Annotated in this window: 25 protein-coding genes and 1 other RNA gene; 12 read left to right on the top strand and 14 right to left on the bottom strand. The window is 61.6% G+C overall.

Features of this window, described 5'->3' with window-relative positions; genetic code table 11:
• Window positions 1-65 precede the first annotated feature (65 nt).
• Entirely contained in the window at window positions 66-473 is a 408-nt protein-coding gene (locus KL786_RS26410; RefSeq protein ID WP_029289542.1) for a flagellar basal body-associated protein FliL, read from the top strand.
• Window positions 474-529: 56 nt separating this feature from the next.
• Here KL786_RS26410 and KL786_RS26405 read toward each other — a convergent pair whose 3' ends face one another.
• The 4 genes from KL786_RS26405 to KL786_RS26390 all read right to left on the bottom strand — a co-directional run bounded on the left by KL786_RS26405 (window position 530) and on the right by KL786_RS26390 (window position 5,863).
• Entirely contained in the window at window positions 530-1,648 is a 1,119-nt protein-coding gene (locus tag KL786_RS26405; RefSeq protein WP_215519439.1) for an ABC transporter permease, read from the bottom strand.
• A complete protein-coding gene (gene rbbA, locus KL786_RS26400; protein WP_215519438.1) occupies window positions 1,648-4,365 on the bottom strand; it encodes a ribosome-associated ATPase/putative transporter RbbA in 2,718 nt (905 codons plus the stop codon). The genes KL786_RS26405 and rbbA overlap by 1 nt, the downstream gene beginning before the upstream one ends.
• A complete protein-coding gene (locus tag KL786_RS26395) occupies window positions 4,362-5,327 on the bottom strand; it encodes an HlyD family secretion protein (RefSeq protein WP_215519437.1) in 966 nt (321 codons plus the stop codon). Before KL786_RS26395 ends, rbbA begins: the two co-directional genes overlap by 4 nt.
• Before the next feature lie 86 nt (window positions 5,328-5,413).
• Window positions 5,414-5,863 (bottom strand): EVE domain-containing protein, encoded by a 450-nt coding sequence (locus KL786_RS26390; RefSeq protein ID WP_215519436.1) that lies wholly within the window; start codon window positions 5,861-5,863, stop codon window positions 5,414-5,416.
• A gap of 196 nt (window positions 5,864-6,059) precedes the next feature.
• Here KL786_RS26390 and KL786_RS26385 point away from each other — a divergent pair, with 196 nt between their 5' ends.
• Window positions 6,060-6,209: a hypothetical protein gene (locus tag KL786_RS26385; protein ID WP_190307096.1), complete on the top strand. Its 150-nt coding sequence runs from the start codon at window positions 6,060-6,062 to the stop codon at window positions 6,207-6,209.
• 2 nt (window positions 6,210-6,211) lie between these two features.
• On the opposite strand, the gene KL786_RS26380 is transcribed toward KL786_RS26385, so the two are convergent.
• From KL786_RS26380 to KL786_RS26365, 4 genes are all read right to left on the bottom strand, one after another.
• Entirely contained in the window at window positions 6,212-6,847 is a 636-nt protein-coding gene (locus KL786_RS26380) for a 5-formyltetrahydrofolate cyclo-ligase (RefSeq protein ID WP_154842578.1), read from the bottom strand.
• Between the two features lie 56 nt (window positions 6,848-6,903).
• Window positions 6,904-7,082, bottom strand: a non-coding RNA gene (ssrS, locus tag KL786_RS26375) — 6S RNA.
• Between the two features lie 30 nt (window positions 7,083-7,112).
• Window positions 7,113-7,430, bottom strand: a complete 318-nt coding sequence (locus KL786_RS26370) for a cell division protein ZapA (protein WP_215519435.1) — start codon at window positions 7,428-7,430, stop codon at window positions 7,113-7,115.
• Window positions 7,427-7,636 (bottom strand): TIGR02449 family protein, encoded by a 210-nt coding sequence (locus KL786_RS26365; protein ID WP_007982902.1) that lies wholly within the window; start codon window positions 7,634-7,636, stop codon window positions 7,427-7,429. The genes KL786_RS26370 and KL786_RS26365 overlap by 4 nt, the downstream gene beginning before the upstream one ends.
• Window positions 7,637-7,773: 137 nt before the next feature.
• On the opposite strand from KL786_RS26365, the gene KL786_RS26360 reads away from it, so the two are divergent.
• The 9 genes from KL786_RS26360 to gcvH all read left to right on the top strand — a co-directional run bounded on the left by KL786_RS26360 (window position 7,774) and on the right by gcvH (window position 17,181).
• A complete protein-coding gene (locus KL786_RS26360) occupies window positions 7,774-8,331 on the top strand; it encodes a YecA/YgfB family protein (RefSeq protein WP_215519434.1) in 558 nt (185 codons plus the stop codon).
• Window positions 8,332-8,351: 20 nt separating this feature from the next.
• Window positions 8,352-9,674, top strand: a complete 1,323-nt coding sequence (gene pepP / locus KL786_RS26355; protein WP_215519433.1) for a Xaa-Pro aminopeptidase — start codon at window positions 8,352-8,354, stop codon at window positions 9,672-9,674.
• Window positions 9,671-10,858 carry a 2-octaprenyl-6-methoxyphenyl hydroxylase gene (gene ubiH / locus KL786_RS26350; protein WP_029289515.1) on the top strand — a complete coding sequence of 396 codons (1,188 nt, stop codon included), beginning with the start codon at window positions 9,671-9,673 and terminating at the stop codon, window positions 10,856-10,858. The genes pepP and ubiH overlap by 4 nt, the downstream gene beginning before the upstream one ends.
• A complete protein-coding gene (locus KL786_RS26345) occupies window positions 10,851-11,336 on the top strand; it encodes a DUF4442 domain-containing protein (protein WP_032856973.1) in 486 nt (161 codons plus the stop codon). The genes ubiH and KL786_RS26345 overlap by 8 nt, the downstream gene beginning before the upstream one ends.
• Window positions 11,337-11,345: 9 nt before the next feature.
• A complete protein-coding gene (locus tag KL786_RS26340) occupies window positions 11,346-12,563 on the top strand; it encodes a 2-octaprenyl-3-methyl-6-methoxy-1,4-benzoquinol hydroxylase (RefSeq protein ID WP_215519440.1) in 1,218 nt (405 codons plus the stop codon).
• Between the two features lie 126 nt (window positions 12,564-12,689).
• On the top strand, window positions 12,690-13,694 hold the full coding sequence (locus KL786_RS26335; protein WP_215519432.1) for an extracellular solute-binding protein: 1,005 nt from the start codon (window positions 12,690-12,692) through the stop codon (window positions 13,692-13,694).
• Window positions 13,695-13,889: 195 nt separating this feature from the next.
• Window positions 13,890-15,506 carry an ABC transporter permease gene (locus tag KL786_RS26330; protein ID WP_215519431.1) on the top strand — a complete coding sequence of 539 codons (1,617 nt, stop codon included), beginning with the start codon at window positions 13,890-13,892 and terminating at the stop codon, window positions 15,504-15,506.
• A 156-nt stretch (window positions 15,507-15,662) separates the two neighbouring features.
• The gene (gcvT, locus tag KL786_RS26325) at window positions 15,663-16,745 is read left to right on the top strand and encodes a glycine cleavage system aminomethyltransferase GcvT (RefSeq protein WP_215519430.1); all 1,083 of its coding nucleotides are present in this window, start codon (window positions 15,663-15,665) and stop codon (window positions 16,743-16,745) included.
• A 52-nt stretch (window positions 16,746-16,797) separates the two neighbouring features.
• Window positions 16,798-17,181, top strand: coding sequence for a glycine cleavage system protein GcvH (gene gcvH, locus KL786_RS26320; protein ID WP_215519429.1), 384 nt, complete (start codon window positions 16,798-16,800; stop codon window positions 17,179-17,181).
• Window positions 17,182-17,237: 56 nt separating this feature from the next.
• Here the strand turns inward: gcvH and KL786_RS26315 are convergent, their stop codons facing one another.
• The 6 genes from KL786_RS26315 to KL786_RS26290 all read right to left on the bottom strand — a co-directional run bounded on the left by KL786_RS26315 (window position 17,238) and on the right by KL786_RS26290 (window position 22,567).
• On the bottom strand, window positions 17,238-18,380 hold the full coding sequence (locus tag KL786_RS26315) for a DegT/DnrJ/EryC1/StrS family aminotransferase (protein WP_215519428.1): 1,143 nt from the start codon (window positions 18,378-18,380) through the stop codon (window positions 17,238-17,240).
• Between the two features lie 161 nt (window positions 18,381-18,541).
• On the bottom strand, window positions 18,542-18,859 hold the full coding sequence (locus KL786_RS26310) for a DUF2388 domain-containing protein (RefSeq protein WP_029289499.1): 318 nt from the start codon (window positions 18,857-18,859) through the stop codon (window positions 18,542-18,544).
• Window positions 18,860-18,928: 69 nt separating this feature from the next.
• Window positions 18,929-19,375, bottom strand: coding sequence for an NfeD family protein (locus tag KL786_RS26305; protein ID WP_215519427.1), 447 nt, complete (start codon window positions 19,373-19,375; stop codon window positions 18,929-18,931).
• Between the two features lie 10 nt (window positions 19,376-19,385).
• On the bottom strand, window positions 19,386-20,306 hold the full coding sequence (locus tag KL786_RS26300; RefSeq protein ID WP_032858941.1) for an SPFH domain-containing protein: 921 nt from the start codon (window positions 20,304-20,306) through the stop codon (window positions 19,386-19,388).
• Window positions 20,307-20,395: 89 nt separating this feature from the next.
• Complete coding sequence (gene tfpB / locus KL786_RS26295) at window positions 20,396-22,147, bottom strand: type IV pilus assembly ATPase TfpB (protein WP_215519426.1); 1,752 nt, start codon at window positions 22,145-22,147, stop codon at window positions 20,396-20,398.
• Window positions 22,148-22,231: 84 nt separating this feature from the next.
• Window positions 22,232-22,567 (bottom strand): ACT-like domain-containing protein, encoded by a 336-nt coding sequence (locus KL786_RS26290; protein ID WP_215519425.1) that lies wholly within the window; start codon window positions 22,565-22,567, stop codon window positions 22,232-22,234.
• Between the two features lie 127 nt (window positions 22,568-22,694).
• Between KL786_RS26290 and KL786_RS26285 the strand changes: the two genes are divergently transcribed.
• On the top strand, window positions 22,695-23,165 hold the full coding sequence (locus KL786_RS26285; RefSeq protein WP_029289490.1) for an Lrp/AsnC family transcriptional regulator: 471 nt from the start codon (window positions 22,695-22,697) through the stop codon (window positions 23,163-23,165).
• Window positions 23,166-23,215: the final 50 nt, after the last annotated feature.

Here is a 23,215-nt window from a genome sequence, read left to right as displayed (position 1 = left end):
TGCTGCTGAGGCTGCTAGCTGAAACTGTCCAACTTTTCGGGGGCAGTCCATTTGAGGAATAAACTGTGAAAGCGTGGATCCTGTTGATGCTGGCCCTGACGTTGCCGATGGCAGCCCATGCCGAAGAAGCCAAGGAAGGCGAAGCGCCGAAGGTCAGCTATTACAGCCTGACCCCGCCCTTTGTCGGTAACTACGCCCTGGATGGCGGCCCGAAACTGCGGGTGTACAAAGCCGATGTGGCCCTGCGCGTGACCGGCCCGGAAGCGGCGGCGGCGATCAAGGCCAATGAGCCGTTGATTCGTAACCAGTTGGTGGCGTTGTTTACCCAGCAGACTGTCGAGAGCATGGGCAGTGTTGAAGGCAAAGAGAAGTTGCGCCAGGAAGCGTTGAAGCAGACGCAGCAAGTGATGAATGACGAGACGGGGAAACCGGTGGTTGAGGACTTGTTGTTCAATAACTTGATCATCCAGTAAAGCGGGTGCTTGGCGCCCATCGCCGCAAGGCCGTCATCGCCGGCCTTGCGGGCACTTCAAGACGCCAGGCTTTTCCTGAATCTGGCCAACGCCACCGCAAAAAACAACAACCCAATCCCCGCCAGCGCCAGTAAATCCGGCCATACCACGCTAACCCCCGCATCGCGGAACAGAATCGCCGCACTCAGGCTCACAAAGTGCGTCGACGGCGAGCCCTGCATCACCCACTGCAACCATTGCGGCATGCTGTCCAGCGGTGTGCTGCCGCCTGACAGCAACAGCATCGGAATGATCACCGGAATCGCCAACAGCCCGAACTGCGGCGTCGAGCGGGCGAGGGTGGCGAGGAAGATGCCCAGGGCGGTGCTGGCAAACAGGTACAACGCCGTCACCAGCAGGAACAGGTTCAACGAACCGGCCAGCGGCACGCCGAGCATGCCCTTGACCACCACTTCCAGCGAAAGCCACGTACACAGCACCACCACCAGCATGTTGCTCCAGATTTTTGCCAGCATGATCTCCAGCGCGGTCAGCGGCAGCACCAACAAATGATCGAGGGTGCCGTGTTCGCGCTCGCGCAGCAGTGCGGTGCCGGTCAGGACGATGGCGAGGATGGTGATGTTGTTGACGATCTGGATCACCGCCAGGAACCAGCCACCTTCCAGGTTGGTGTTGAACAGCGCCCGGGTGGTCAGTGTCGCCGGCGCCCGGCTGGCGAGGTCGGCCTGGCCGCTGTAGGTCAGCAGTTCGCGCTGGAATATCCGCCCGATATAACCTGCGCCCATAAAGGCCTGGCTCATCGCCGTGGCATCCACGTTGACCTGCACGCTCGGCTGGCGCCCGGCCAGCAGGTCGGCCTGGAAGTTGGCCGGCACATTGATCACGAAGGTGTACTGGCCGCTGTCCATGACCTTGTCCAACTGGTCGTAGGCCAGTGGTACGGCGGGCTGGAATTGCGGTGGTTGCAGGGCTTGCGCCAGTTGGCGGGACAATTGGCCATGGTCTTCATCGACAAACGCGACGCTGGCGTTGTGCACGCCAATCACCGAGCCGGCCGCAGGCATATAGATCGCCACGGTGAAGGCGTAGAACAGAAACAGCAGCAATACGCTGTCGTGGCGCAGGCTGGTGAGTTCTTTGATCCCCAGACGCAGGATGTGCGCAAGCTTGTGCATCAGGCCTCCTGCTTCTTGAGCATGACCAGGCTAAGCCCGGTGAACCCCAGGAAAAACCCGAACAGCGCCAGGCACTGTGGCCATAGCTGGCGCAGGTCCAGGGCTTTGGTGAAGGTGCCGACGGCGACGTCGAGGAAGTAACCGGCGGGAAACAGCATGCCCATCAGCGCAGCCGCACCTTCCAGGGACGAGCGCGGCACGATCAGCCCGGAGAACTGGATGGTCGGCAGGCTGGTGATGATCATGGTGCCGAGGATCGCGGCGATCTGGGTGCGGGTGAACGCGGAAATCAGCAGGCCCATGCTGGTGGTGGCCAGCACATACAACAGGCCGCCAAACGCCAGGGTCACGCCGCTGCCCTTGAACGGCACGCCGAACAGCCAACGGTTCATTGCCACCAGCAAAGCCAGGTTGATCAGGCTGATGGCCAGGTAGGGCGCCTGTTTACCGAGGAGGAACTCCAGGCGGGTCAGCGGCGTGGCGTAGAAGTTGGTGATCGAGCCCAGTTCTTTTTCACGCACGATGCCCAGGGCGGTGAGCATCGCCGGGATAAACGCCAGGATCAGCGCCATCACGCCCGGGCCGATGGCATTGACGCTGACCACGTCCTGGTTGTAGCGAAAGCGGGTTTCCAGTTTGGCGGCGGCGGGTTGGGACAGCGGTGTGCTGTTGAGTTCGGCCAATTGCTGGAGATTGGCCTGGTGTACCGCTTCTACATAGTTGCGGCTGGTCTCGGCGCGAAACGGCATGCCGCCATCGAGCCAGGCGGCCACCGCTGGTTGACGCCCGGCATACAGGTCGCGGCCAAAGCCGGGAGGAATCTCCAGGGCCAGTTTGATTTCCGAGCGTTGCAGGCGGCGGTGCAGCTCGGCCGAGTCGGTGATCGGTGGCTGTTCGGCGAAGTAGCGCGAACTGCGGAAGGCTTCCAGATAGGCACGGCTTTGCGGGGTCTGATCCTGGTCATACACGGCGAAGGCGAGCTTTTCCACATCCAGGGAAATGCCGTAACCGAAGATCACCATCATGAAGATCGCGCCGAGCAGGGCAAAGGCCATGCGGACCTTGTCGCGCAGCAACTCCTTGCCTTCGCGGCTGGCTACGGCCAGTAGGCGGGCCAGGCTGAAGCCGCGTTTACTGATGGGCGGCGCACTGGCGGCGCTCACGGTTTCGCTCGGCGTGGCGGTTTCGGGGGCGCCCTGGGCCTGTTCCAGGCAGGTGACGAAGGCCGCTTCCAGTGTGTCGCCGTGGAACTGCTGTTGCAGGGCGTCTGGGGTGTCGCAGGCCAGCACCTTGCCGGCGTGCATCAACGAGATACGGTCGCAGCGCTGGGCTTCGTTCATAAAGTGGGTGGACAGGAAAATGGTCACCCCTTGCTCGCGGGACAACTCCACCAGCAGGCGCCAGAAATCATCCCGCGCGGCGGGGTCGACGCCGGAGGTGGGTTCGTCGAGGATCAGCACTTCCGGCCGATGCAGCACCGCTACGGCCAGGGACAGGCGCTGGCGCAACCCCAGCGGCAACTCGCCGGACGGCTGGTCGGCGATATGGCCCAGGTCAAAGCGCTGGATCAGCTCATCAATACGCGGGCCGCTGTCGGCCTTGGGCAAGTCAAACAACTGCGCATGCAGCACCAGGTTCTGGCGCACGCTGAGTTCGCCGTACAACGAGAAGCTCTGGGACATGAACCCCACGCGCTTGCGGGTCGCCAGGTCCTTGGCGTTGACCGGGTTGCCCAGCAGCATGGCGCTGCCTTCACTGGCCGGCATCAGCCCGGTGAGGACTTTCATGGTGGTGGTCTTGCCGCAGCCGTTGGAGCCCAGGAAGCCGAAAATTTCGCCACGGCCGATGGCGAAGCTGACTTTGTTCACCGCCGTGAAGTCGCCAAAGCGCAGCGTCAGGTCGTGGGCTTCGATGGCGATGTCAGTGTTGCTGTTTTCCCGGGGAGGGATCACCAGCGGCTGGTTGTCGTGGGCGCTGTCGCCCTGGAAGTGAGTGAAGGCGTCATCCAGTTTACCGCTGGGCGTGACGGCGGCCACTTCATGGCTCAGGCCATCGGCGATCAGTTTGCCGCGGTCGAGCATCAGGCAGTGCTCGAACTGCTCGGCTTCCTCCATGTAGGCCGTGGCCACCAGCAGTGTCAGTTGCGGGCGCTCGCTGCGTACGGTTTCCACCAGTTCCCAGAAACGTCGGCGCGATAACGGATCGACACCGGTGGTGGGCTCATCGAGGATCAGCAAGTCCGGGTCGTGGATCAGTGCGCAGCACAGCCCCAGTTTCTGCTTCATCCCGCCAGACAGTTTGCCCGCCGGTCGATCGGCGAAGCGTGCGAGGTCGGTGGCCAGCAGCAGGTTGTGCATGCGCTGGTCACAATCGGCCTTTGACAGCCCAAACAGGGTGGCGAAGAAGCGGATGTTCTCGCGGATGGACAGCTCGGGGTACAGATTGCCGCCCAGGCCCTGGGGCATAAAGGCGATCAACGGGTACAGGCTGTTGCGGTGGCGGCGGTCCTCGATGGAGCCGCCGAGCACCTGCAAATCACCGGCCTGCAGCTTTTTGACCCCGGCGATCAAGCCCAGCAGGCTCGACTTGCCTGCGCCATCCGGGCCGATCAGCCCGCAGCGCGTGCCGGCCGGCAAGCTGAAGGCAATGTCGATCAGTGCCTGTTGCTTACCGTAGCGGTGGTTGATGCCGGTGGCGTGCAGCGCCAGGCCGTTCATTGCAGGTTGGCCGGCCAGTCCAGGTCGGCGGTGCGCACATAGCCGGCGCCGGGCATGCCGGGCTTGGCCTGGGGCACGGCGCTTGGTTGAGTCAGGCGCAGCTTGACGCGGAACACCAGTTTCTGGCGCTCATCGCGAGTTTCCACTTCTTTGGGCGTGAACTGGGATTTGGCCGCGACAAAGCTGATTTTTGCCGGCAGTGGCTGATCCGGCAGGGCATCGAGCACGATCCGCGCGTCGCTGCCCACGGTCAGTCGCCCGGTGACGGAGGCGGGCAGGTAGAGGTTCATGTACTGGTCATTCGGATCAATCAGCAGCAGCACCCGCCCGCCGGCACCGAGCACTTCGCCAGGTTCGGCCAGGCGCAACTGGATGATGCCGTCGATGGGCGCGCGCAGGCTGCTGTCTTCGATTTCACTGGTCAGTTGTGCCACCTGGGCCTGGGCGGCACCGATGGCAGCCTTGACCGCATTGACCTGGGCCTGGGCGGCGATCACGGCCGCATTGCCGGTGTTCTGATGCGCCTGCTGCTGGTCGATCAACTGCGCGCTGGCGAAGCCGCGTCGGTACAGCTCCTGGGTGCGCTTGAGTTCCTGGCTGGCCAGCAGGTTTTCGCTCTGGCGCAGTTGCACGTTGGCTTCGGCGGCGGCGAAGTTTTCCTTGGCGCGCAACACTTCGGCCTCGGCCTGGGCGCGCTGGGCTTCCAGGGTGCGGGTGTCGATACGCGCCAGCAACTGGCCCTTTAGCACTTTGTCGCCTTCATCGACCCGCACTTCGGCCAGGCGGCCGGGAATCTTGGTGGCGATCTGCACTTCGGTGGACTCCAGCCGCCCGTTGCCCATGCTCAAGCCTTCCGGCAGGCGGTCGAGGGTGGACTTCCAGTAGCCGAAGCCACCGGCGGCGACCAGTAACAGAATCAGGAGAAAGGCAAAAAAGTGCGAGCTGCGATGGGGCGTCGACATGGGTGCATCCTGCGGTGTTAGCGTCCTAGTTTGCCGGGATCGTAACCGATAGCCGTTGATACCGGTCAAATGAATCCCTTTAGGCGCTAGCGCAGGGCCATGATTGCCGCCCACTGTTCGGCTGTCACCGGCATCACCGACAAGCGACTGCCTTTTTGCACCAGCGGCAGTTCAGCCAGGGCGGTCTGCTGCTTGAGGTAGCCGAGCCCGAGGACTTTGGGGAAGGTTTCGGCGTGGGCAACCGTGATCGCACTCCACGGATTTTTTTCCGGGGAGGCCTTGGCATCGAAGTAATGGCTGTCAGGTTCCAGCGCCGTCGGGTCTGGATAAGCCGCTTCGATGATTTTCCCTACGCCGGCAATCCCCGGCTCCGGGCAACTGGAGTGGTAGAAGAAGAACGCATCGCCCACGGCCATGGCTCGCAGGAAGTTGCGCGCCTGGTAATTGCGCACGCCATCCCAGCGCGCTTCGCCGAGTTTTTCCAGGCCCTTGATGGACAGCTCATCGGGCTCGGATTTCATCAGCCAATAGGCCATGGTTTTTGCTCCTTTGCAGGGGATTGGGCAGGTTGTGCGTCACTTTCATGACAAACCGACGGTCGGTTGACGTCAAGGTTTGCGTGTTGGTTCACGTTAACGCAGAATGCCGGGATTTTAAGCTTGACGCAGCTGGAACGGACTACTTTGGAACGTTGCTGTCATCGTGTGTGATATGCCTGAAGGGGGGCAATCGATGAAACGCAAACCGGATTTACTATGGATTTTGGTTATTTTGTTCGGTCTGGGCGTCGTGACCACCGGGTATGCACAGAGCTTGTGGTCGAACAAGACCGAAGCCCCCGTTGAACTCGCACAACAGCAGCCACAATTGTTCAAGCGCTGATGCTATTTCGGCGCCGTTGATTCCAGCGGCGTCCCCTCTGCGACATACCACTTTCTATCGGTAACGGTGCCCTCCAGCGGCACATCCCAGCTTGCCTGCGCCAGTCGTTCGACTTTTTGGCATTCATGAGCCAGGCCCAGCAGGGTTGGCTTGCGCCAGTGACTACGGCGCGAAAGATAGGCCAGGCTGCGGTCATAAAAGCCGCCACCCATGCCCAGCCGCCCGCCGGCATCGTCGAAGCCCACCAACGGTAACAACACCAGGTCCAGTGCCCAGACTTTGCGCTGCTGTCCGAGGTTGGCCCGTGGCTCAAGAATACCGAAGCGATTGGGTTTGAGTTTTTCCCCGCGCCGCACGCGCTGGAACACCATCTTGGTCCGCGGCCAGGCGCTGAGCACCGGCAGGTAAGTGGCCTTGCCCCGGCGCTGGGCCGCGCGCAGCAGCAAGCGCGGATCGATTTCACCATCCATCGGCAGGTACAGGGAAATATGTTTGGCCCGGCGAAACAGCGGATGCTGCGCCAGTTGCCGATACAGGCCAAGGGCGGCCTGGCGCTGCTCGCTCGGCGTCAGGGCGCGGCGGGCCTTGCGTAACATGCGTCGAAGTTGCGGACGGGAAAGCGGCGCAGGTTCGGTCATGGTGGTCGGCTCATACAACAATGCCAGTCCGGGGACTGGCATTGAGTTTGGGAATCAGGCTCCCCGACAGAACCGCTGTCGACTTAGCCCTTGAACCCGAAAGTTCAAGGTGGAAGATGCAGTAGGCTTTAAGGCTTTCCGTCTAGCGGACATGCACACCAGCCCAACGTGCAACTTCCAGGGTAGTGCGAATCGGCTCAGGGACATCGCCGACTGGCAAGCACGCCAGGGAGTGAAGCGAGTATACCCCAAACAGCCGCTGCAATCAGCCCTTGGGTTGCTCTTGATCGTTGGAAAGAGCCAGGTCAACGCGCTCCAGCAGGTCGCGCACTTGCTCGCGTGTCGAGCCGCTGGCCTGTACGTCAGGGCGTTCCTGCTTGTGCAGCAGATCGTGGGTAATGTTCAGCGCGGCCATCACGGCGATGCGGTCGGCGCCGATGACTTTGCCGCTGCTGCGGATCTCACGCATCTTGCCATCCAGGTAGCGGGCGGCGCTCACCAGGTTGCTGCGCTCTTCCTGGGGACAGATGATTGAATATTCTTTGTCGAGAATCTGCACGGTGACGCTATTGCTTGAACTCATGAGTCTTGCTCCAGGGCCTTCAGGCGCGAAATCATCGATTCGACCTTACGCCGGGCGATTTCGTTTTTTTCAATGAGGTGAGCGCGTTCCTCGCGCCAGGTCTTTTCCTGAGCTAATAGGAGTCCGTTTTGACTCTTTAGTTGCTCGACCCGGGTAATTAGCAATTCGAGTCTGGCCATCAGCGCTTGCAAGTCGGTGTCTTCCATGGGGTTCCACTGGATTTGTCTGATGAATGGCAACTGCAGGATAAACGATCTGACGCCCTTGATAGTCGGGTGCGTCTGCCGGTGCTAGGATACAGCGCTTCATTCTAGACATCGCGCCGCCTGGCGCCTAGCTCATCATGCCTATTCAGAATTCCCCGTACGACGCTTTTTCCAAACTGCTGAGCTCCAGCAGTCATCCTTGCTCGCCTGCCGAACTGCACGGCGTGCTGCTGGGCCGCAGTTGCACCGGTGTTGGCTTTGACGCCGACAACTGGCTGGCCGATGTGGCTGAACTGCTGGAAAAAGAGCCTGAAGATAACGTGCGCAATGCCTTGATCGGCCTGCAAGAGATGGTCAAGGGCGAACTGACCGGTGATGACGTCACCGTGGTCCTGCTGCTGCCAAGCGATGACGCCCCGCTCGCCGAACGCGCTGCCGCACTGGGCCAATGGTGCCAGGGCTTCCTCCATGGCTTTGGCGTGAACTCCGGCGGCCTGGAGTTGAGCATCGACGCCCAGGAAGTGTTGCAGGATTTGGCGGCCATCTCCCAGGTACAAGATGCCCTGGAAGAATCCGAAGACGGCGAAGGCGACTACATGGAAGTCATGGAATACCTGCGCGTCGCGCCGCTGCTGTTGTTCACCGAGACCAAGAAGTCCGCTGAGCCCGCAGCGCCCAAGCCGTCGCTGCACTAAGAGAGGGAACCCATCTGCCCATGATCCATATCCCCAAGGCGGAATACACCCGCCGCCGCAAGGCGCTCATGGCGCAGATGGAACCCAACAGCATCGCGATCCTGCCGGCCGCCGCCGTGGCGATCCGCAACCGTGATGTCGAGCATGTTTACCGCCAGGACAGCGACTTCCAGTACCTGAGCGGCTTCCCCGAACCGGAAGCGGTGATTGTGTTGATGCCGGGCCGTGCCCATGGCGAATACGTGCTGTTCTGCCGCGAACGCAATGCCGAGCGCGAATTGTGGGACGGCCTGCGTGCCGGTACCGAAGGCGCGATTCGCGAATACGGCGCCGACGATGCTTTCCCGATTACCGATATCGACGACATCCTGCCCGGCCTGATCGAAGGTCGCGACCGGGTGTACTCGGCCATGGGCAGCAATGCCGAGTTCGACCGGCACCTGATGGAGTGGATCAACGTGATCCGCTCCAAGGCGCACCTCGGCGCGCAACCGCCGAACGAATTCGTTGCCCTGGATCATCTGCTTCACGACATGCGCCTGTATAAATCCGCCGCAGAAGTGAAGGTGATGCGCGAAGCTGCGCGGATTTCCTGCGCTGCCCATATCCGGGCGATGCGGGCCAGCCGCGCCGGGCTGCATGAGTTCAGCCTGGAAGCCGAGCTTGATTACGAGTTTCGCCGGGGCGGGGCGAAGATGCCGGCCTATGGCTCCATCGTCGCGTCGGGGCGCAACAGTTGCATCCTGCACTACCAGCAAAATGACGCGTTGCTCAAGGACGGTGACCTGGTGTTGATCGATGCCGGCTGTGAGATCGACTGCTACGCCAGCGATATCACCCGTACCTGGCCGGTCAATGGCAAGTTTTCCGCCGAGCAGAAAGCGATCTATGAAATCGTGCTGGCCTCCCAGGAAGCCGCCTTTGCGCAGATCGCACCGAACAAGCACTGGAACCAGGCGCATGAGGCGACAGTGCACGTCATCACCGCCGGGTTGGTGAAGCTGGGCTTGTTGCAGGGCGATGTGGATGAGTTGATCGCCAGCGAAGCCTACAAGGCTTTTTATATGCACCGTGCCGGACACTGGCTGGGCATGGATGTGCATGATGTCGGCGAATACAGGGTTGGCGGCGAATGGCGGGTGCTGGAAGTGGGCATGGCCCTGACCGTGGAGCCGGGCATCTACATTGCCCCGGACAACCAGAACGTGGCAAAGAAATGGCGTGGCATAGGCGTGCGCATCGAGGATGACGTGGTGGTGACCAAGCAAGGCTGTGAAATTCTGACCGGTGGCGTACCCAAGACCGTGGTCGAGATCGAAGCACTGATGGCGGCCGCCCGATGAGCCGGGTCAACCTGGCCATTATCGGCGGCGGCCTGGTGGGCGCCAGCCTGGCGTTGGCGTTGCAGGCCGGGGCCAAGGCCCGGGGCTGGAAGATCGTGTTGATCGAACCCTTCGCTCCCGGCGACAGCTATCAGCCGAGCTACGACGCCCGCTCTTCGGCGCTGTCCTTTGGCGCGCGGCAGATCTACCAACGTCTGGGCGTGTGGCAGGACATTTCCCGGCGTGCCGAGCCGATCAAGCAAATCCACGTTTCCGATCGTGGCCGCTTCTCTACCGCCCGCTTGTCGGCGCTGGAAGAAGGCGTGCCGGCCCTGGGCTACGTGGTGGAAAACGCCTGGCTCGGGCAGTGCCTGTGGCAAGGCCTGGACAAGGACGTGATCAGTTGGCGTTGCCCGGCTGAAGTCAGCCGCATGGAACCGCTGGCCGACGGCTACCGCCTGACCCTCAACGATGAAACCGTCATCGAGTGTGACCTTGCGGTGCTGGCCGATGGCGGCCGCTCCGGCTTGCGCGAGCAGTTGGGTATTGGCGTCAAGCAACGTCCCTATAACCAGAGCGCGCTGATCGCCAACATCACCCCTAGCGAAGCGCATAACGGCGAGGCGTTCGAGCGTTTCACCGACGAGGGCCCGATGGCCTTGCTGCCGCTGGCGGACAACCGTTGTGCGCTGGTCTGGACCCGTGTCGGCATGGACGCCCAGCGCTTGGCGCAGTTGGATGAGCGCAGCTTCCTCAGTGAGTTGCAGGGCGTTTTCGGCTACCGCCTGGGCACCTTGAAACAGGTCGGCGCGCGTCACTTGTATCCGCTGACGCTGGTGGAGGCCGAGGAGCAGGTGCGCTCGCACTTGGTGATCCTCGGCAACGCCGCCCACAGCCTGCACCCGATTGCCGGCCAGGGTTTCAACCTGTCCCTGCGTGATGCCTATGCGTTGGCCGAGGCCTTGCTGGCCGGGCCGGCGGTGCCGGGCGACCTGGCGACCTTGCAGGCGTACCGCGAACGCCAGCGCCTGGATCAGCAAATGACCGTGGGTTTCTCCGACCAAGTCACCCGCCTGTTCGGCAGCGGCCAACCGCTGGTCGCCATGGGTCGCAACCTGGGCTTGCTGGGCCTGGACCTGTTGCCACCGGCCAAGCGCTGGTTCGCTCGGCAGGCCATGGGCCTGGGTACGCGCCCCGATGCGTAAGTGGCTGATCGAGCGCCTGGGCAAGGCGCGGTTGTTGCGCTGGTTCCTGAGCCTGTACCCGCCGTACCTGGGGGCTGGGGTTCGGGTGCAGCACCTGAGTGCGGATTTTCGTCACGCCAAGGTGCGCATGGGCCTGGGCTGGTACAACCGCAATTATGTCGGGACCCAGTTTGGCGGCAGCCTGTATTCGATGGTCGACCCTTTCTACATGCTGCTGCTGATGGAGAACCTGGGGCGCGACTACATCGTCTGGGACAAGGCCGCCAGCATCGATTTCATCTCGCCGGGCAAAGGCCCGGTGTATGCCGAATTTTCCATCGACGACGCCTTGCTGGATGAAATTCGTCGACAGACCGCAGGTGGCGAGAAGTATTTGCCCCACCTCAAGGTCCTGATTCATGACGGCTCCGGCACCCTGGTGGCGCGCGTCGACAAAACCCTTTACGTGCGGCGCAAGCCGCCAGCGAGACAGGCTTAAAGCATGGACATGCGCGCAGATGTGCTGATTGTCGGGGCCGGAATGGTCGGAAGCGCCCTGGCGCTGGCGTTGCAAGGCAGTGGCCTGCAAGTGCTGCTGCTCGACGGCAGCCCGTTGAGCGTCAAGCCATTCGACGCCGCGGCTCCTTTTGAACCGCGGGTGAGTGCCTTGTCGGCGGCCAGCCAGCGCATTCTTGAGCGCCTGGGCGTGTGGGACGGCATCGCCAGCCGCCGCGCCAGCCCGTACGGCGAGATGCAGGTGTGGGATGGCAGCGGCACCGGGCAGATCCACTTTTCGGCAGCCAGCGTGCATGCCGAGGTGTTGGGGCATATCGTCGAAAACCGCGTGGTCCAGGACGCCTTGCTCGACCGCCTGCACGATTGCGACCTGGGCCTGCTGGCCAATGCCCGCCTGGAGCAGATGCGCCGCTCCGGCGACGACTGGCTGCTGACCCTGGCCGATGGCCGCACCCTGCGCGCGCCATTGGTGATCGCTGCGGACGGGGCCAACTCGGCGGTACGCCGCCTGACCGGCACCGCCACCCGCGAATGGGATTACTTGCATCACGCCATTGTCACCAGCGTACGCAGCAGCCAGCCGCACCAGCGCACGGCCTGGCAACGTTTTACCGACCACGGGCCGCTGGCGTTCCTGCCACTGGTGCGCGATGGCCAGGAAGATTGGTGTTCCATCGTCTGGTCAACCACGCCGAGCGAGTCCGAACGCCTGATGGCCCTGGACGACGAAACCTTCTGCCGAGAACTGGAACGTGCCTTTGAAGGCCGGTTGGGCACCGTGGTCAGTGCCGACCCACGCCTGTGCGTGCCACTGCGCCAGCGTCACGCCAAGCGCTACGTCGCCGAAGGCCTGGCCCTGATTGGCGATGCGGCCCATGTCATCCACCCGTTGGCGGGGCAGGGCGTTAACCTGGGGTTCCTCGACGCGGCGGTGCTGGCCGAGGTGCTGCTGCAGGCGTCCGAGCGCGGTGAGCGCTTGGCCGATGTGAAGGTGCTCAGTCGCTACGAGCGCCGGCGCATGCCCCACAATCTTGCGCTGATGGCGGCAATGGAGGGCTTTGAGCGGTTGTTCCAGGCTGATCAATTGCCGTTGCGCTGGTTGCGCAATGCCGGGTTGAAGATGGTCGACCAGATGCCCGAGGCCAAGGCGCTGTTTGTGCGCCAGGCGCTGGGGTTGACCGGGGATCTACCGGATCTGGCCAAGGCCTGAGGCCAGTTGCCGCACCCCAGAATCCAGTCATGCAACATCTCGTAACGCCTCCACCAAGTGTTCGGTTGAGATGCTAAATGTGAGTCCTTATCATTTGCACTCCTTCGATTACGAGAGACCGCACCCATGTTGGCACCCAAGCGCCTCCTGACTGCCCTGGCACTCACCCTGATTGCCAGCACGACCGCCCAGGCGGCTGACGAAGTAGTGGTCTACTCCTCTCGTATCGACGAGCTGATCAAACCGGTATTTGACGCTTACACCAAGAAAACCGGCGTCCCGATCAAGTTCATCACCGACAAGGAAGCGCCGCTGATGCAGCGCATCAAGGCCGAAGGCGAAAACGCCACCGCCGACCTGCTGCTGACCGTGGATGCCGGCAACCTCTGGCAAGCCGAGCAGATGGGCATCCTGCAGCCGTTCACCTCCAAGGTGATCGACGCCAACATCCCTGCGCAATATCGTGCTGCAAGCCATGCCTGGACCGGCTTGAGCCTGCGGGCGCGGACCATTGCCTACTCCACTGCCCGCGTGAAGCCGGGTGAGTTGACCACCTACGAAGCCCTCGCCGACAAGCAATGGGAAGGCCGCCTGTGCCTGCGCACGGCGAAAAAGGTCTACAACCAGTCGCTGACCGCCACCCTGATCGAGACCCATGGCGCGGCCAAGACCGAAGAAATCATCAAGGGCTGGGTGAGTAACCTGTCCACTGACGTGTTCTCCGATGACGTTTCCGTGCTGGAAGCGATCAACGCCGGGCAATGTGATGTCGGCATCGTCAATACCTACTACTACGGCCGCCTGCACAAGCAAAAGCCGGACCTGGGCGTCAAACTGTTCTGGCCGAACCAGGGCGACCGTGGCGTACACGTCAACCTGTCGGGCATTGGCCTGACCAAGCATGCACCGCACCCGGAAGCGGCCAAGGCCCTGGTGGAGTGGATGACCACCCCAGAAGCACAGAAGATCTTTGCTGACGTGAACCAGGAGTTCCCGGCCAACCCGGCGGTGCAGCCGTCTGAAGAAGTGGCTGCCTGGGGTAAGTTCGTTGCCGATACCCTGCCGGTGGAAGTCGCGGGCAAGCGCCAGGCCGAAGCGATTCGCCTGATGGATCGCGCGGGCTGGAACTGATACGGGCTTAAAAACACCGCAAATCTAATGTGGGAGCGGGCTTGTGTGGGAGCTGGCTTGCCTGCGATAGCATCACCTCGGTATTTCTGATAAATCGAGGTGTCAGCATCGCGGGCAAGCCCGGCTCCCACAGAAACCAGCTCCCACAGTGTTTTGTGTAGGTCTCCAAATCATCCACTGCTTGAGAATCCGCTTTTGGCCCACCCCGCCCAACGCCGCTGGTACCTGCCAGTCTTCACCGTCGCCGCCCTGGTGCTGCTGCCGTTGAGCGTCCTGCTGTTGTCCTGGCAAAGCATCGACACACAAATCTGGTCCCACCTGTGGGACACCCAGATGCCGCGTCTGCTGGGCAATACCTTGACCCTGGTGCTGGGCGTCGGGGTTGGCGTAACGGTGCTGGGCGTCAGTCTGGCCTGGCTGACCAGCCTCTGTGAATTCCCCGGTCGGCGCTGGTTGGACTGGGCGTTGATGTTGCCGTTTGCAATTCCCGCCTATGTGCTGGCGTTTGTCTTCGTCGGCCTGCTGGACTTCTCGGGGCCAGTGCAGACCCTGATGCGCGAGTGGTTCGGCACGGGCCTGCGCCTGCCGCGCGTGCGCTCCACCAGTGGCGTGATCATCGTGCTGGTGCTGGTGTTCTATCCCTACGTCTACCTGCTGGCGCGCACCGCCTTTCTGGCGCAGGGCAAGGGGTTGATGGAAGCGGCGCGGGTGCTGGGGCAATCGCCGTGGCAGGCGTTCTGGCGAGTGGCCTTGCCCATGGCGCGACCGGCCATCGGCGCTGGCGTGGCCTTGGCACTGATGGAAACCCTGGCGGACTTCGGTGCGGTGTCGGTCTTTAACTTCGACACCTTCACCACCGCGATCTACAAGACCTGGTACGGCTTTTTCAGCCTGTCCAGCGCCGCGCAACTGGCGAGCCTGTTGCTGCTGGTGGTGATGCTGGTGCTTTACGGCGAGCGTCGTGCCCGTGGTGCCAGCCGTTTCAGCAATGAGCGGCCGCGCGGTAAGGCGCTGTACCACCTGCATGGGTTCAAGGCGGCTGCGGCGAGTGGTTGGTGCGGGTTGGTATTTGCCTGCGCCTTTGTCATCCCGATGATCCAACTGGTGGCGTGGTTCTGGCAGCGCGGTCGTTTTGATCTCGATGAGCGCTACGCTGGGCTGATCGTGCATACCCTCTACCTGGGGGGCATGGCCGCGCTGATCACCGTCAGCGTGGCGCTGCTGCTGGCGTTCGCCAACCGCCTGGCGCCGACCCGGGCCATTCGCTCCGGGATCAGCCTGGGCAACCTGGGTTACGCCTTGCCGGGTTCGGTGCTGGCCGTGTCGATCATGTTGGCGTTCAGCTATCTGGACCGTGAACTGGTAATCCCTGTTTCCAGCTGGCTGGGGGGCGCTGGCAAGCCGTTGTTGCTGGGCAGTCTGTCGGCACTGGTGATGGCCTATCTGGTGCGCTTCCTGGCCGTGGCCTATGGCCCGCTGGAAAACAGCCTGGCGCGTATTCGCCCGTCCCTGCCGGAAGTGGCGCGTAGCCTTGGGGTTAGTGGGCCACGACTGTTTTGCAAAGTGTATCTGCCACTTTTGCTGCCAGGCACTTTGAGCGCAGCCCTGCTGGTGTTCGTCGACGTGCTCAAGGAAATGCCCGCGACCTTGCTGATGCGCCCATTCGGCTGGGATACGTTGGCGGTACGCATCTTTGAGATGACCAGCGAAGGCGAGTGGGCGCGCGCTTCCTTGCCCGCTCTGACCCTGGTGTTGGTCGGCCTGTTGCCGGTCATCGGCTTGATTCGACGTTCTGCCCGACGAATCGGTTAGGTGCCAGTCCTACGGCTTGAGGCTACAATGCGCGGCATTCGGTGCGGTCCATCTTTCAGATCGGATGGCTGAACGTGGCTGCAAGCCTTGTATTTCAAGGTGTGTAGCCCGAACGGCGACCGTCCGCACCTTCGCCACGCCCGGAAGGAGAAACCCATGGGACAGCGTACGCCTCTGTATGACCTGCATCTCGCCCTAGGCGCGAAAATGGTCGATTTTGGCGGTTGGGATATGCCTTTGCATTACGGCTCGCAAGTCGAGGAGCACCATCAGGTGCGCCGTGACTGTGGGGTGTTTGATGTTTCCCATATGACCGTGATCGACATCTCGGGCCATCAGGCCAAGGAATGGCTGCAATGGTTGCTGGCCAATGATGTCGATCGTTTGCATGGCTGTGGCCATGCGTTGTACAGCGCCATGCTCAACGAGCAGGGTGGGGTGGTGGACGACATGATCGTCTACCGTGCCGACGACGGTTACCGGCTGGTGGTCAATGCGGCCACCCGCGACCAGGACCTCGCCTGGATGCAGGCCCAGCTGGGCAGCTATCAGGTACACATGCGCGAGCGTCCGGACCTGGCCATGCTGGCTATCCAGGGCCCTCAGGCCCGGCACAAGATTGCCGAACTGGTCACCCAGTCTCGTGGCGTCTTGATCCACCAGCTCAAGCCTTTCGAGGGCCGTGCCGACGGCGACTGGTTTATCGCCCGTACCGGTTATACCGGTGAAGATGGCCTGGAGATCGTCCTGCCTGCCGACCAGGCCCCGGCGTTCTTCAATGACCTGGTAGGCGCGGGTATCTCGCCCATTGGCCTTGGCGCGCGTGACACATTGCGTCTGGAGGCCGGAATGAACCTCTACGGCCAGGATATTCACCTGGGCGTTTCACCGTTGGCGGCCAATATGGCCTGGAGCATTGCCTGGGAACCCGCCAGTCGCAACTTCATTGGCCGCGCCGCCCTGGAAGCCGAGCGCGCGGCTGGCGTGCAGCTCAAACTGGTGGGCCTGGTGCTGGAAGAGCGTGGGGTTTTACGCGCTCATCAAGTGGTTCGTATCGCTGATGTTGGCGAAGGAGAGATCACCAGTGGTAGTTTCTCTCCTACGCTGAGCAAATCCATTGCGCTGGCGCGTGTACCGATGGCCACCGCTGACCGTGCGGAAGTAGAGATTCGCGGCAAGTGGTACCCGGTGCGAGTGGTCAAGCCGACCTTCGTGCGCCATGGCAAGACCTTGATCTAACCTTTTCCGGCGGGCCAATGGCCGCTGACATTTCTTTTTGAGGACACAGACTATGAGCGATATCCCTGCCGCACTGCGTTTTGCCGAAAGCCACGAATGGGCACGCCTGGAAGCCGACGGCAGCGTGACCGTCGGGATCTCCGATCATGCCCAGGAAGCATTGGGTGATGTGGTTTTTGTTGAGTTGGCTGAAGTGGGCAAGACATTTGCCGCAGGTGATCAAGCCGGTGTGGTTGAGTCAGTCAAGGCCGCTTCGGATATCTATGCGCCGGTTGCCGGAGAAGTGATTGCGGTCAACGATGAATTGGCCGATGCCCCTGAGTCGCTCAATGAAAAGCCCTACGAGGCCTGGATCTTCAAGCTCAAGCCAAGCAACCCCGCCGAGCTGGAAAAGCTGCTGGATGCTGCGGGCTACAAGGCGGCCATTGGCGAATAAGCCTACGCCCAACCCATTGTGGGAGCGAGCAAGCCCGCTCCCACAATGGGTTGGGTTTAACCCGTCTGCAGCACTGTTTTCACCGCCGCGACAGCACGTTCCACATCCGCCTTGCTCATCGCCGTAAACATCGGCAACGAGACAATCAAACGCCCGACTTTTTCTGCTACCGGGAACATACCTTCTTTGAACCCTTGTGCCCGATACAAACTCAGCAGGTGGATCGGCGGGTAGTGGTAGCCAATGCCTACACCCTGGGCCTGCATCTGCTCCATGAACGTGGCACGGGCCGGGAGGCCATCCTGACGCTCGGGCAGTACCAGTTGGAACAGGTGCCAATTGCTGTTTTCAAAGTCCGCAGGCGGTAGTTGCGCGCCGTACGTTGTCTCGAAATCGCTGCCAAAACACTCGAAGTAATGCCGGGCCAGGGCCTGGCGATGGGCGGTGACCTGCTCGATCTGGGCAAACTGGCCCAGCCCGATTGCGGCGGCGATGTCGGTCATATTGAACTTGCCGCCCAGTACATCCACGTCCAGGCCATCGAAGCCGCTGCGAGTAACGCCTTGCAGCCGGTACTTTTCCGCCAGGCGCGCTTCTTCGGCGTTGTTCAGCACCAGGCAGCCGCCTTCGGAACAGGTGATGTTCTTGTTCGCCTGGAAACTGAACGAGACAAGATCCCCGGTGGCGCCAATCCGCTGGTCATCCCAACTGGAGCCCAGCGCCTGGGCGGCATCCTCGACGATACGCAGCCCGTGTTTGTTGGCCAAGGCGTAGAGCATCGGCATATCCAGCGGCAGGCCCGCCAGGTACACCGGAATGATCGCCTTGGTGCGCGGCGTGATGGCTGCTTCCACCTGAGCCAGGTCGATATTGCGGGTGACCGGATCGATATCGGCAAACACCGGTGTGGCGCCCACCTCCAGAATCACATTGGCCGTCGCCACCCAGGAGATCGGCGTGGTGATCACTTCATCCCCAGGTCCGATGCCGGCGATGCGCAGGGCAATCTCCATAGTGCAGGTGCCGGAGTTGAAGGTGCGTACCGGCCGGCCGCCAAAATACTCCGATAATTGCGCTTCGAACGCCTGCACCTTCGGCCCGCTGGTGATCCAGCCAGAGCGCAACACATCACCGACCGCCGCGATGGTGGCTTCATCAATGACAGGTTTTGAAAACGGCAGGAAAGGCAGTTGGCTCATGATGTCGAAGATACCCGCTTGAGAAAAACCAAGAATAAGAACTCAAATCAACCTCGGCATCGTCGCACGAGGGAACTGAATATAGCCTGTCGCCTGTGAACGTATCGTCGAAAAACAGGCAAAAAAAAGCCGCTCTAAAGCGGCTTTTTCATGCGCCGGATTTACTCGGCAGCCACAGCGTTTTTCGCCAGGATGGCGTTGGCCAACTCCATATCAGTGGCTTTCAGGCCTGGGTTGTCTGCACGCACTTTCTGCATGGCGGCTTCCAGGTATGGGCCACGGATACCGCCATCACTGGCGACGAAACTGCCGGCATCGTCCTGGGCGGCGACGACCAGCTTGTGGTCCTTGAAGGTCAGGTACGTGGAGCCTGTGGTAGCGCCCGACGAGATGACGTTACGCCAGAAGCTGTCGGCCATCGCTGAACCAACAGGAAGGGACAGCACGGCGAGGGTGGCGACAGCATATTTGAGACGCATGATGGGTGACTCCGACTGGGTTAACTGAACAGTTTGATTGTAGATAACCCAGCCTAGTTCCGTGGATGACTAAACAGTTTCGACCCGTAAAATCACACCGTCCTGGCCAACCACCCGGACTTGAGCGCCTACTGGCGAATCCTGCCCGGTGACCATCCACACGCCGTCACCGACCTTGATCTTGCCCCGGCCATCGATAATGGCCTGATGCACCATAAAGGTGCGACCAATCAACTCCGAACCGCGCATGTTCAGGCCCGGCTGGTCGCTGGCCTTGGCGCTGCTGCGCTGGCGTTTCCACCAGTACACCGCCGTCAGTATCGACAGCACGGCAAACAGCAGCAGTTGCAGCTCCAGCCCAAGCCCCGGAATCAGGAACTTGAGCACACCGACCGCTGCCGCCGCGATGCCCATCCACAGCAGATAACCGCCGGCGCCAAACACTTCAAGAATCAACAGCACCGTGCCCAGCGCCAGCCAATCCCAGAACGACAGGTGTTGCAGGAACTCCCACATGGTGCGGGCCTCAGGCTTTCTTGTTGTCGAAGGTGGCTTTGACGATTTCGCCGATGCCGCCCACTGCGCCGATGACCTGGCTGGCTTCCAGCGGCATCAAGATCACCTTGCTGTTGTTGGCCGAGGCCAGCTTGCCCAGTGCATCGATGTATTTCTGTGCGACAAAGTAGTTGATGGCTTGCACGTTACCGGTGGCAATCGCTTGCGACACCACTTGGGTGGCGCGGGCTTCTGCCTCGGCCTGGCGTTCACGGGCTTCGGATTCGAGGAACGCCGCCTGACGACCCCCTTCAGCCTCCAGGATTTGCGCCTGTTTCTTACCTTCGGCGGTCAGGATGGCGGACGCCCGCAGGCCTTCGGCTTCGAGGATCTGTGCGCGCTTGATCCGCTCGGCTTTCATCTGGCCCGACATGGCGGCCATCAGGTCGGCAGGCGGGCTGATGTCCTTGATTTCGATCCGGGTGATCTTGATGCCCCATGGCGCGGTGGCTTCGTCGACCGTGCGCAACAGTTTCTCGTTGATGCCGTCGCGCTGGCTGAGCATGGCGTCCAGTTCCATGGAACCGAGCACCGTACGGATATTGGTTTGCAGCAGGTTGCGGATCGCATGTTCGAGGTTGTTGACCTCGTAGGCCGCCTGGGCGGTGTTCACCACCTGGAAGAAACACACCGCGTCGATCTGCACCGTGGCATTGTCGGCGGTGATCACTTCCTGGGGCGGAATATCCAGCACGCTTTCCATCACGTTGATCTTGCGCCCGATGCGGTCCATCACCGGAATGATGATATTGAGGCCAGGCTTGAGCGTGTTGGTGTAGCGGCCGAAGCGCTCCACCGTCCATTGGTAGCCCTGAGGCACGACCTTGAAGCCCATGAACAGGATGGCGATGGCCAAGCCTACGAAGAGGAGAAGTACTGTTCCGATCTGCATAACGATTCCTTGTCTGATGGTGGCGGTGACGCGAGGTCTGTCGATTGTAACGGGCTTGTCGTAGATAAGAACGGTTTACTCGTTCAACACTACAGTGCAGGCGTGACCCGCAACACTTCTTCCAGGGTGGTCACCCCGCCGGCAACCTTGTGAGCGCCCGCCAACCGCAGGTTGCACATGCCGTCCTTGAGGGCCTCGCGACGTAATGCCTGCAAATCGCTATCGGCGCAGACCAAGGCCCTGGCGCCGTCATTCATCAGCATGATCTCGTAGATCCCGACGCGTCCGCGATAGCCACTGTCCCGGCAATCCGCGCAGCCTTTGGCCTGGAACGCGCCGACAGGTGTCGGTAGCACCCATGGCCGCGTGGCGCTGTTCCAATCGTCCTCGTTCAACGTCACCGGGCTTTTGCAGTGCGGGCACAACCTGCGCGCCAGGCGCTGGGCCATGACCCCCAGTAATGTGGCCTTGATCAAGTAATGGGGGATGCCCAGCTCCAGCAGGCGGCTGACGGCGCTGGGGGCGTCGTTGGTGTGCAGGGTCGATAGCACCAGGTGGCCGGTCAATGCTGCCTGGATTGCCATTTCGGCGGTTTCCAGGTCACGGATCTCACCGATCATGATGATATCCGGGTCCTGGCGCATCAGCGCGCGGACGCCGCTGGCAAAGGTCAGGTCGATATTGTGCTGGACCTGCATCTGGTTGAAGGCCGGCTCGACCATCTCGATAGGGTCTTCCACCGTACACAGGTTGACCGTGCGGTTCGCCAGTTGCCGCAAGGTGGTATAGAGGGTGCTGGTCTTGCCTGACCCCGTGGGACCTGTGACCAGGATGATGCCGTTGGCCTGACGGGTCATATGCTGCCAGCGCTGCAGGTCATCGGCCGAAAGCCCCAGCTGCTGAAAGTCCTGGAGCAGCACCTGGGGATCGAAAATCCGCATCACCAGTTTCTCGCCGAAGGCCGTGGGCAGGGTCGAAAGACGCAGTTCCACTTCGATATCCGTGGGCGTCTTGGTCTTGATCCGGCCATCCTGGGGTTTGCGCTTCTCGGCGACATTCATCCGCCCGAGGCTTTTCAGGCGGCTGACCACAGCGGTCGTGACCTGTGGCGGAAACTGATAGACATCGTGCAGCAACCCATCGATGCGCAAGCGCATGCGGCCCTGGTCGCCGCCGGGCTCGATATGGATATCGCTGGCGCGCTGGCCGAAGGCAAATTGCAGCAGCCAGTCGACAATGTTGACGATGTGCGCGTCGTTGGCATCGGGCTCCTGGTCGCCAGCGCCAAGGTTGAGCAACTGCTCGACAGGGGACGCCATGGGGTTGGTCTGGTCGGCCCCGCTGACCGACCTGGCCAGCCGGAAGAACTCCTGGGTACAACGGCGGATCACCTGGGGGTTGGCCACCACGCGCTTGATCGAACGCTTCAAGACATGACCCAGGCCCGTTTCCCACTCACGCAGGTACGGTTCGGCACTGGCCACCGTCACGCTGTCGCGATCGAGGGCGACCGCCAGGATGCTGTGCCGCTGGGCGAAGGCGTGGGACATCAGTGGCACCACGCTCGCCACATCGACTTTCAGCGGGTCGATGCGCAGATAGGGCTGTTCGACGTGAATGGCGAGCCATTGTGTCAGTGCTTCCAGAGACAGCGACATGCCCGGCCGCGCAGGGTCGGGCAATGACTGGCCGGCGAGAAACTCCAGCGGATGCAAGTCGTTGGCCGGGGTGTGCCGCAAGCGTTCGGCAAGGGCTTCGTCGAGCAGGCCGTGGGCGGTGAGGGCGGGCAGCAGTTCGTCGAGGCTGAGCCTGCGATCCTGAAGTTCTGGCACTGCGGGCATGGTGGTTTCCTGGGCGATTTCAAGCAGTAGCGCCAAGGCTAGTCCCACCCTGATTGCTGTCGCCCAGAGGGTTATTACCGGTTTTTACTGAGCCACCGCCGGTACCGCTTGCAGCCTTGTGGATTCAACAGGTTGCAGCTCCAGCGAGCACACGCTGATCAGGTTACGAAGTTTTTCACCGATCACCTGGGCGCGGTGCCAGCTCAGGCCGTCCATCACCACCTCGACGTTCAGCAGCTCTTCGTCGCGGGTCACGTTTACCTGTTGCGGCACCAGGAACTGCAAGGCGAAGTAATTGAGGATCCGGCACAGCACATCGGGTTCAGCCTCGGCGAGGATCTGATAGCGCGCCTGGCAATGGCTGTTGCTGACTGCCCAGGCATCGTGGCGGGTCGCGGGGCTGGTGGGGACTGAATGCATGGCCGTTCTCCAAATCTGACTGGAGAAATTTTTACATGGCGTGTCGGGTATTTCTTATCTATGTTTGAGCGATATGCCTTATAAATGAATCAGGCTATTCGTAGATAACGGATTGAAAGGTATTTTTATGCACAGCGAGTTGGATGTCTACGACCGCCGGATCCTGGCGCTGCTCCAGGAAGACGCGTCGCTCTCCAGTGCGCAGATTGCCGAACAAGTCGGGCTATCGCAGTCGCCCTGCTGGCGGCGGATCCAGCGGCTCAAGGAAGAGGGGGTGATTCGTGCGCAGGTGACGTTGCTCGACCGCAAGAAGATCGGCCTCAACACGCAGATCTTTGCCGAGGTCAAACTCAACGCCCACGGGCGGTCCAACTTCACGGAATTCACTGAGGCGATTCGTGGATTCCCGGAAGTACTGGAGTGTTATGTGCTGATGGGGGCGGTGGATTTTCTGTTGCGCATTGTCACCTCGGATATCGAGGCGTATGAGCGTTTCTTCTTCGAGAAATTGTCGATGGTGCCGGGGATACAGGAGGTCAACTCGATTGTGGCGCTGTCGGAGATCAAGTCCACTACCAGCCTGCCAGTGTTGCGGTGATAGCGCGGGCAAGCCCGCTCCTACACAAACCTGTAGGAGCGGGCTTGCCC

The sequence above is a fragment of the Pseudomonas sp. TAE6080 genome (genome assembly GCF_018732265.1).
Lineage (GTDB): Bacteria > Pseudomonadota > Gammaproteobacteria > Pseudomonadales > Pseudomonadaceae > Aquipseudomonas > Aquipseudomonas brenneri.
This window is presented reverse-complemented; position numbering and strand designations above follow the sequence as displayed.

Bases quoted from the DNA above. Each gene is read 5' to 3' on its own strand.
- KL786_RS26405 (WP_215519439.1), bottom strand. From the start codon at position 1,648: ATGCACAAGCTTGCGCACATCCTGCGTCTGGGGATCAAAGAACTCACC.
- rbbA (WP_215519438.1), bottom strand. From the start codon at position 4,365: ATGAACGGCCTGGCGCTGCACGCCACCGGCATCAACCACCGCTACGGT.
- KL786_RS26395 (WP_215519437.1), bottom strand. From the start codon at position 5,327: ATGTCGACGCCCCATCGCAGCTCGCACTTTTTTGCCTTTCTCCTGATT.
- KL786_RS26390 (WP_215519436.1), bottom strand. From the start codon at position 5,863: ATGGCCTATTGGCTGATGAAATCCGAGCCCGATGAGCTGTCCATCAAG.
- KL786_RS26385 (WP_190307096.1), top strand. From the start codon at position 6,060: ATGAAACGCAAACCGGATTTACTATGGATTTTGGTTATTTTGTTCGGT.
- KL786_RS26380 (WP_154842578.1), bottom strand. From the start codon at position 6,847: ATGACCGAACCTGCGCCGCTTTCCCGTCCGCAACTTCGACGCATGTTA.
- KL786_RS26370 (WP_215519435.1), bottom strand. From the start codon at position 7,430: ATGAGTTCAAGCAATAGCGTCACCGTGCAGATTCTCGACAAAGAATAT.
- KL786_RS26365 (WP_007982902.1), bottom strand. From the start codon at position 7,636: ATGGAAGACACCGACTTGCAAGCGCTGATGGCCAGACTCGAATTGCTA.
- KL786_RS26360 (WP_215519434.1), top strand. From the start codon at position 7,774: ATGCCTATTCAGAATTCCCCGTACGACGCTTTTTCCAAACTGCTGAGC.
- pepP (WP_215519433.1), top strand. From the start codon at position 8,352: ATGATCCATATCCCCAAGGCGGAATACACCCGCCGCCGCAAGGCGCTC.
- ubiH (WP_029289515.1), top strand. From the start codon at position 9,671: ATGAGCCGGGTCAACCTGGCCATTATCGGCGGCGGCCTGGTGGGCGCC.
- KL786_RS26345 (WP_032856973.1), top strand. From the start codon at position 10,851: ATGCGTAAGTGGCTGATCGAGCGCCTGGGCAAGGCGCGGTTGTTGCGC.
- KL786_RS26340 (WP_215519440.1), top strand. From the start codon at position 11,346: ATGCGCGCAGATGTGCTGATTGTCGGGGCCGGAATGGTCGGAAGCGCC.
- KL786_RS26335 (WP_215519432.1), top strand. From the start codon at position 12,690: ATGTTGGCACCCAAGCGCCTCCTGACTGCCCTGGCACTCACCCTGATT.
- gcvT (WP_215519430.1), top strand. From the start codon at position 15,663: ATGGGACAGCGTACGCCTCTGTATGACCTGCATCTCGCCCTAGGCGCG.
- gcvH (WP_215519429.1), top strand. From the start codon at position 16,798: ATGAGCGATATCCCTGCCGCACTGCGTTTTGCCGAAAGCCACGAATGG.
- KL786_RS26315 (WP_215519428.1), bottom strand. From the start codon at position 18,380: ATGAGCCAACTGCCTTTCCTGCCGTTTTCAAAACCTGTCATTGATGAA.
- KL786_RS26310 (WP_029289499.1), bottom strand. From the start codon at position 18,859: ATGCGTCTCAAATATGCTGTCGCCACCCTCGCCGTGCTGTCCCTTCCT.
- KL786_RS26305 (WP_215519427.1), bottom strand. From the start codon at position 19,375: ATGTGGGAGTTCCTGCAACACCTGTCGTTCTGGGATTGGCTGGCGCTG.
- KL786_RS26300 (WP_032858941.1), bottom strand. From the start codon at position 20,306: ATGCAGATCGGAACAGTACTTCTCCTCTTCGTAGGCTTGGCCATCGCC.
- tfpB (WP_215519426.1), bottom strand. From the start codon at position 22,147: ATGCCCGCAGTGCCAGAACTTCAGGATCGCAGGCTCAGCCTCGACGAA.
- KL786_RS26290 (WP_215519425.1), bottom strand. From the start codon at position 22,567: ATGCATTCAGTCCCCACCAGCCCCGCGACCCGCCACGATGCCTGGGCA.
- KL786_RS26285 (WP_029289490.1), top strand. From the start codon at position 22,695: ATGCACAGCGAGTTGGATGTCTACGACCGCCGGATCCTGGCGCTGCTC.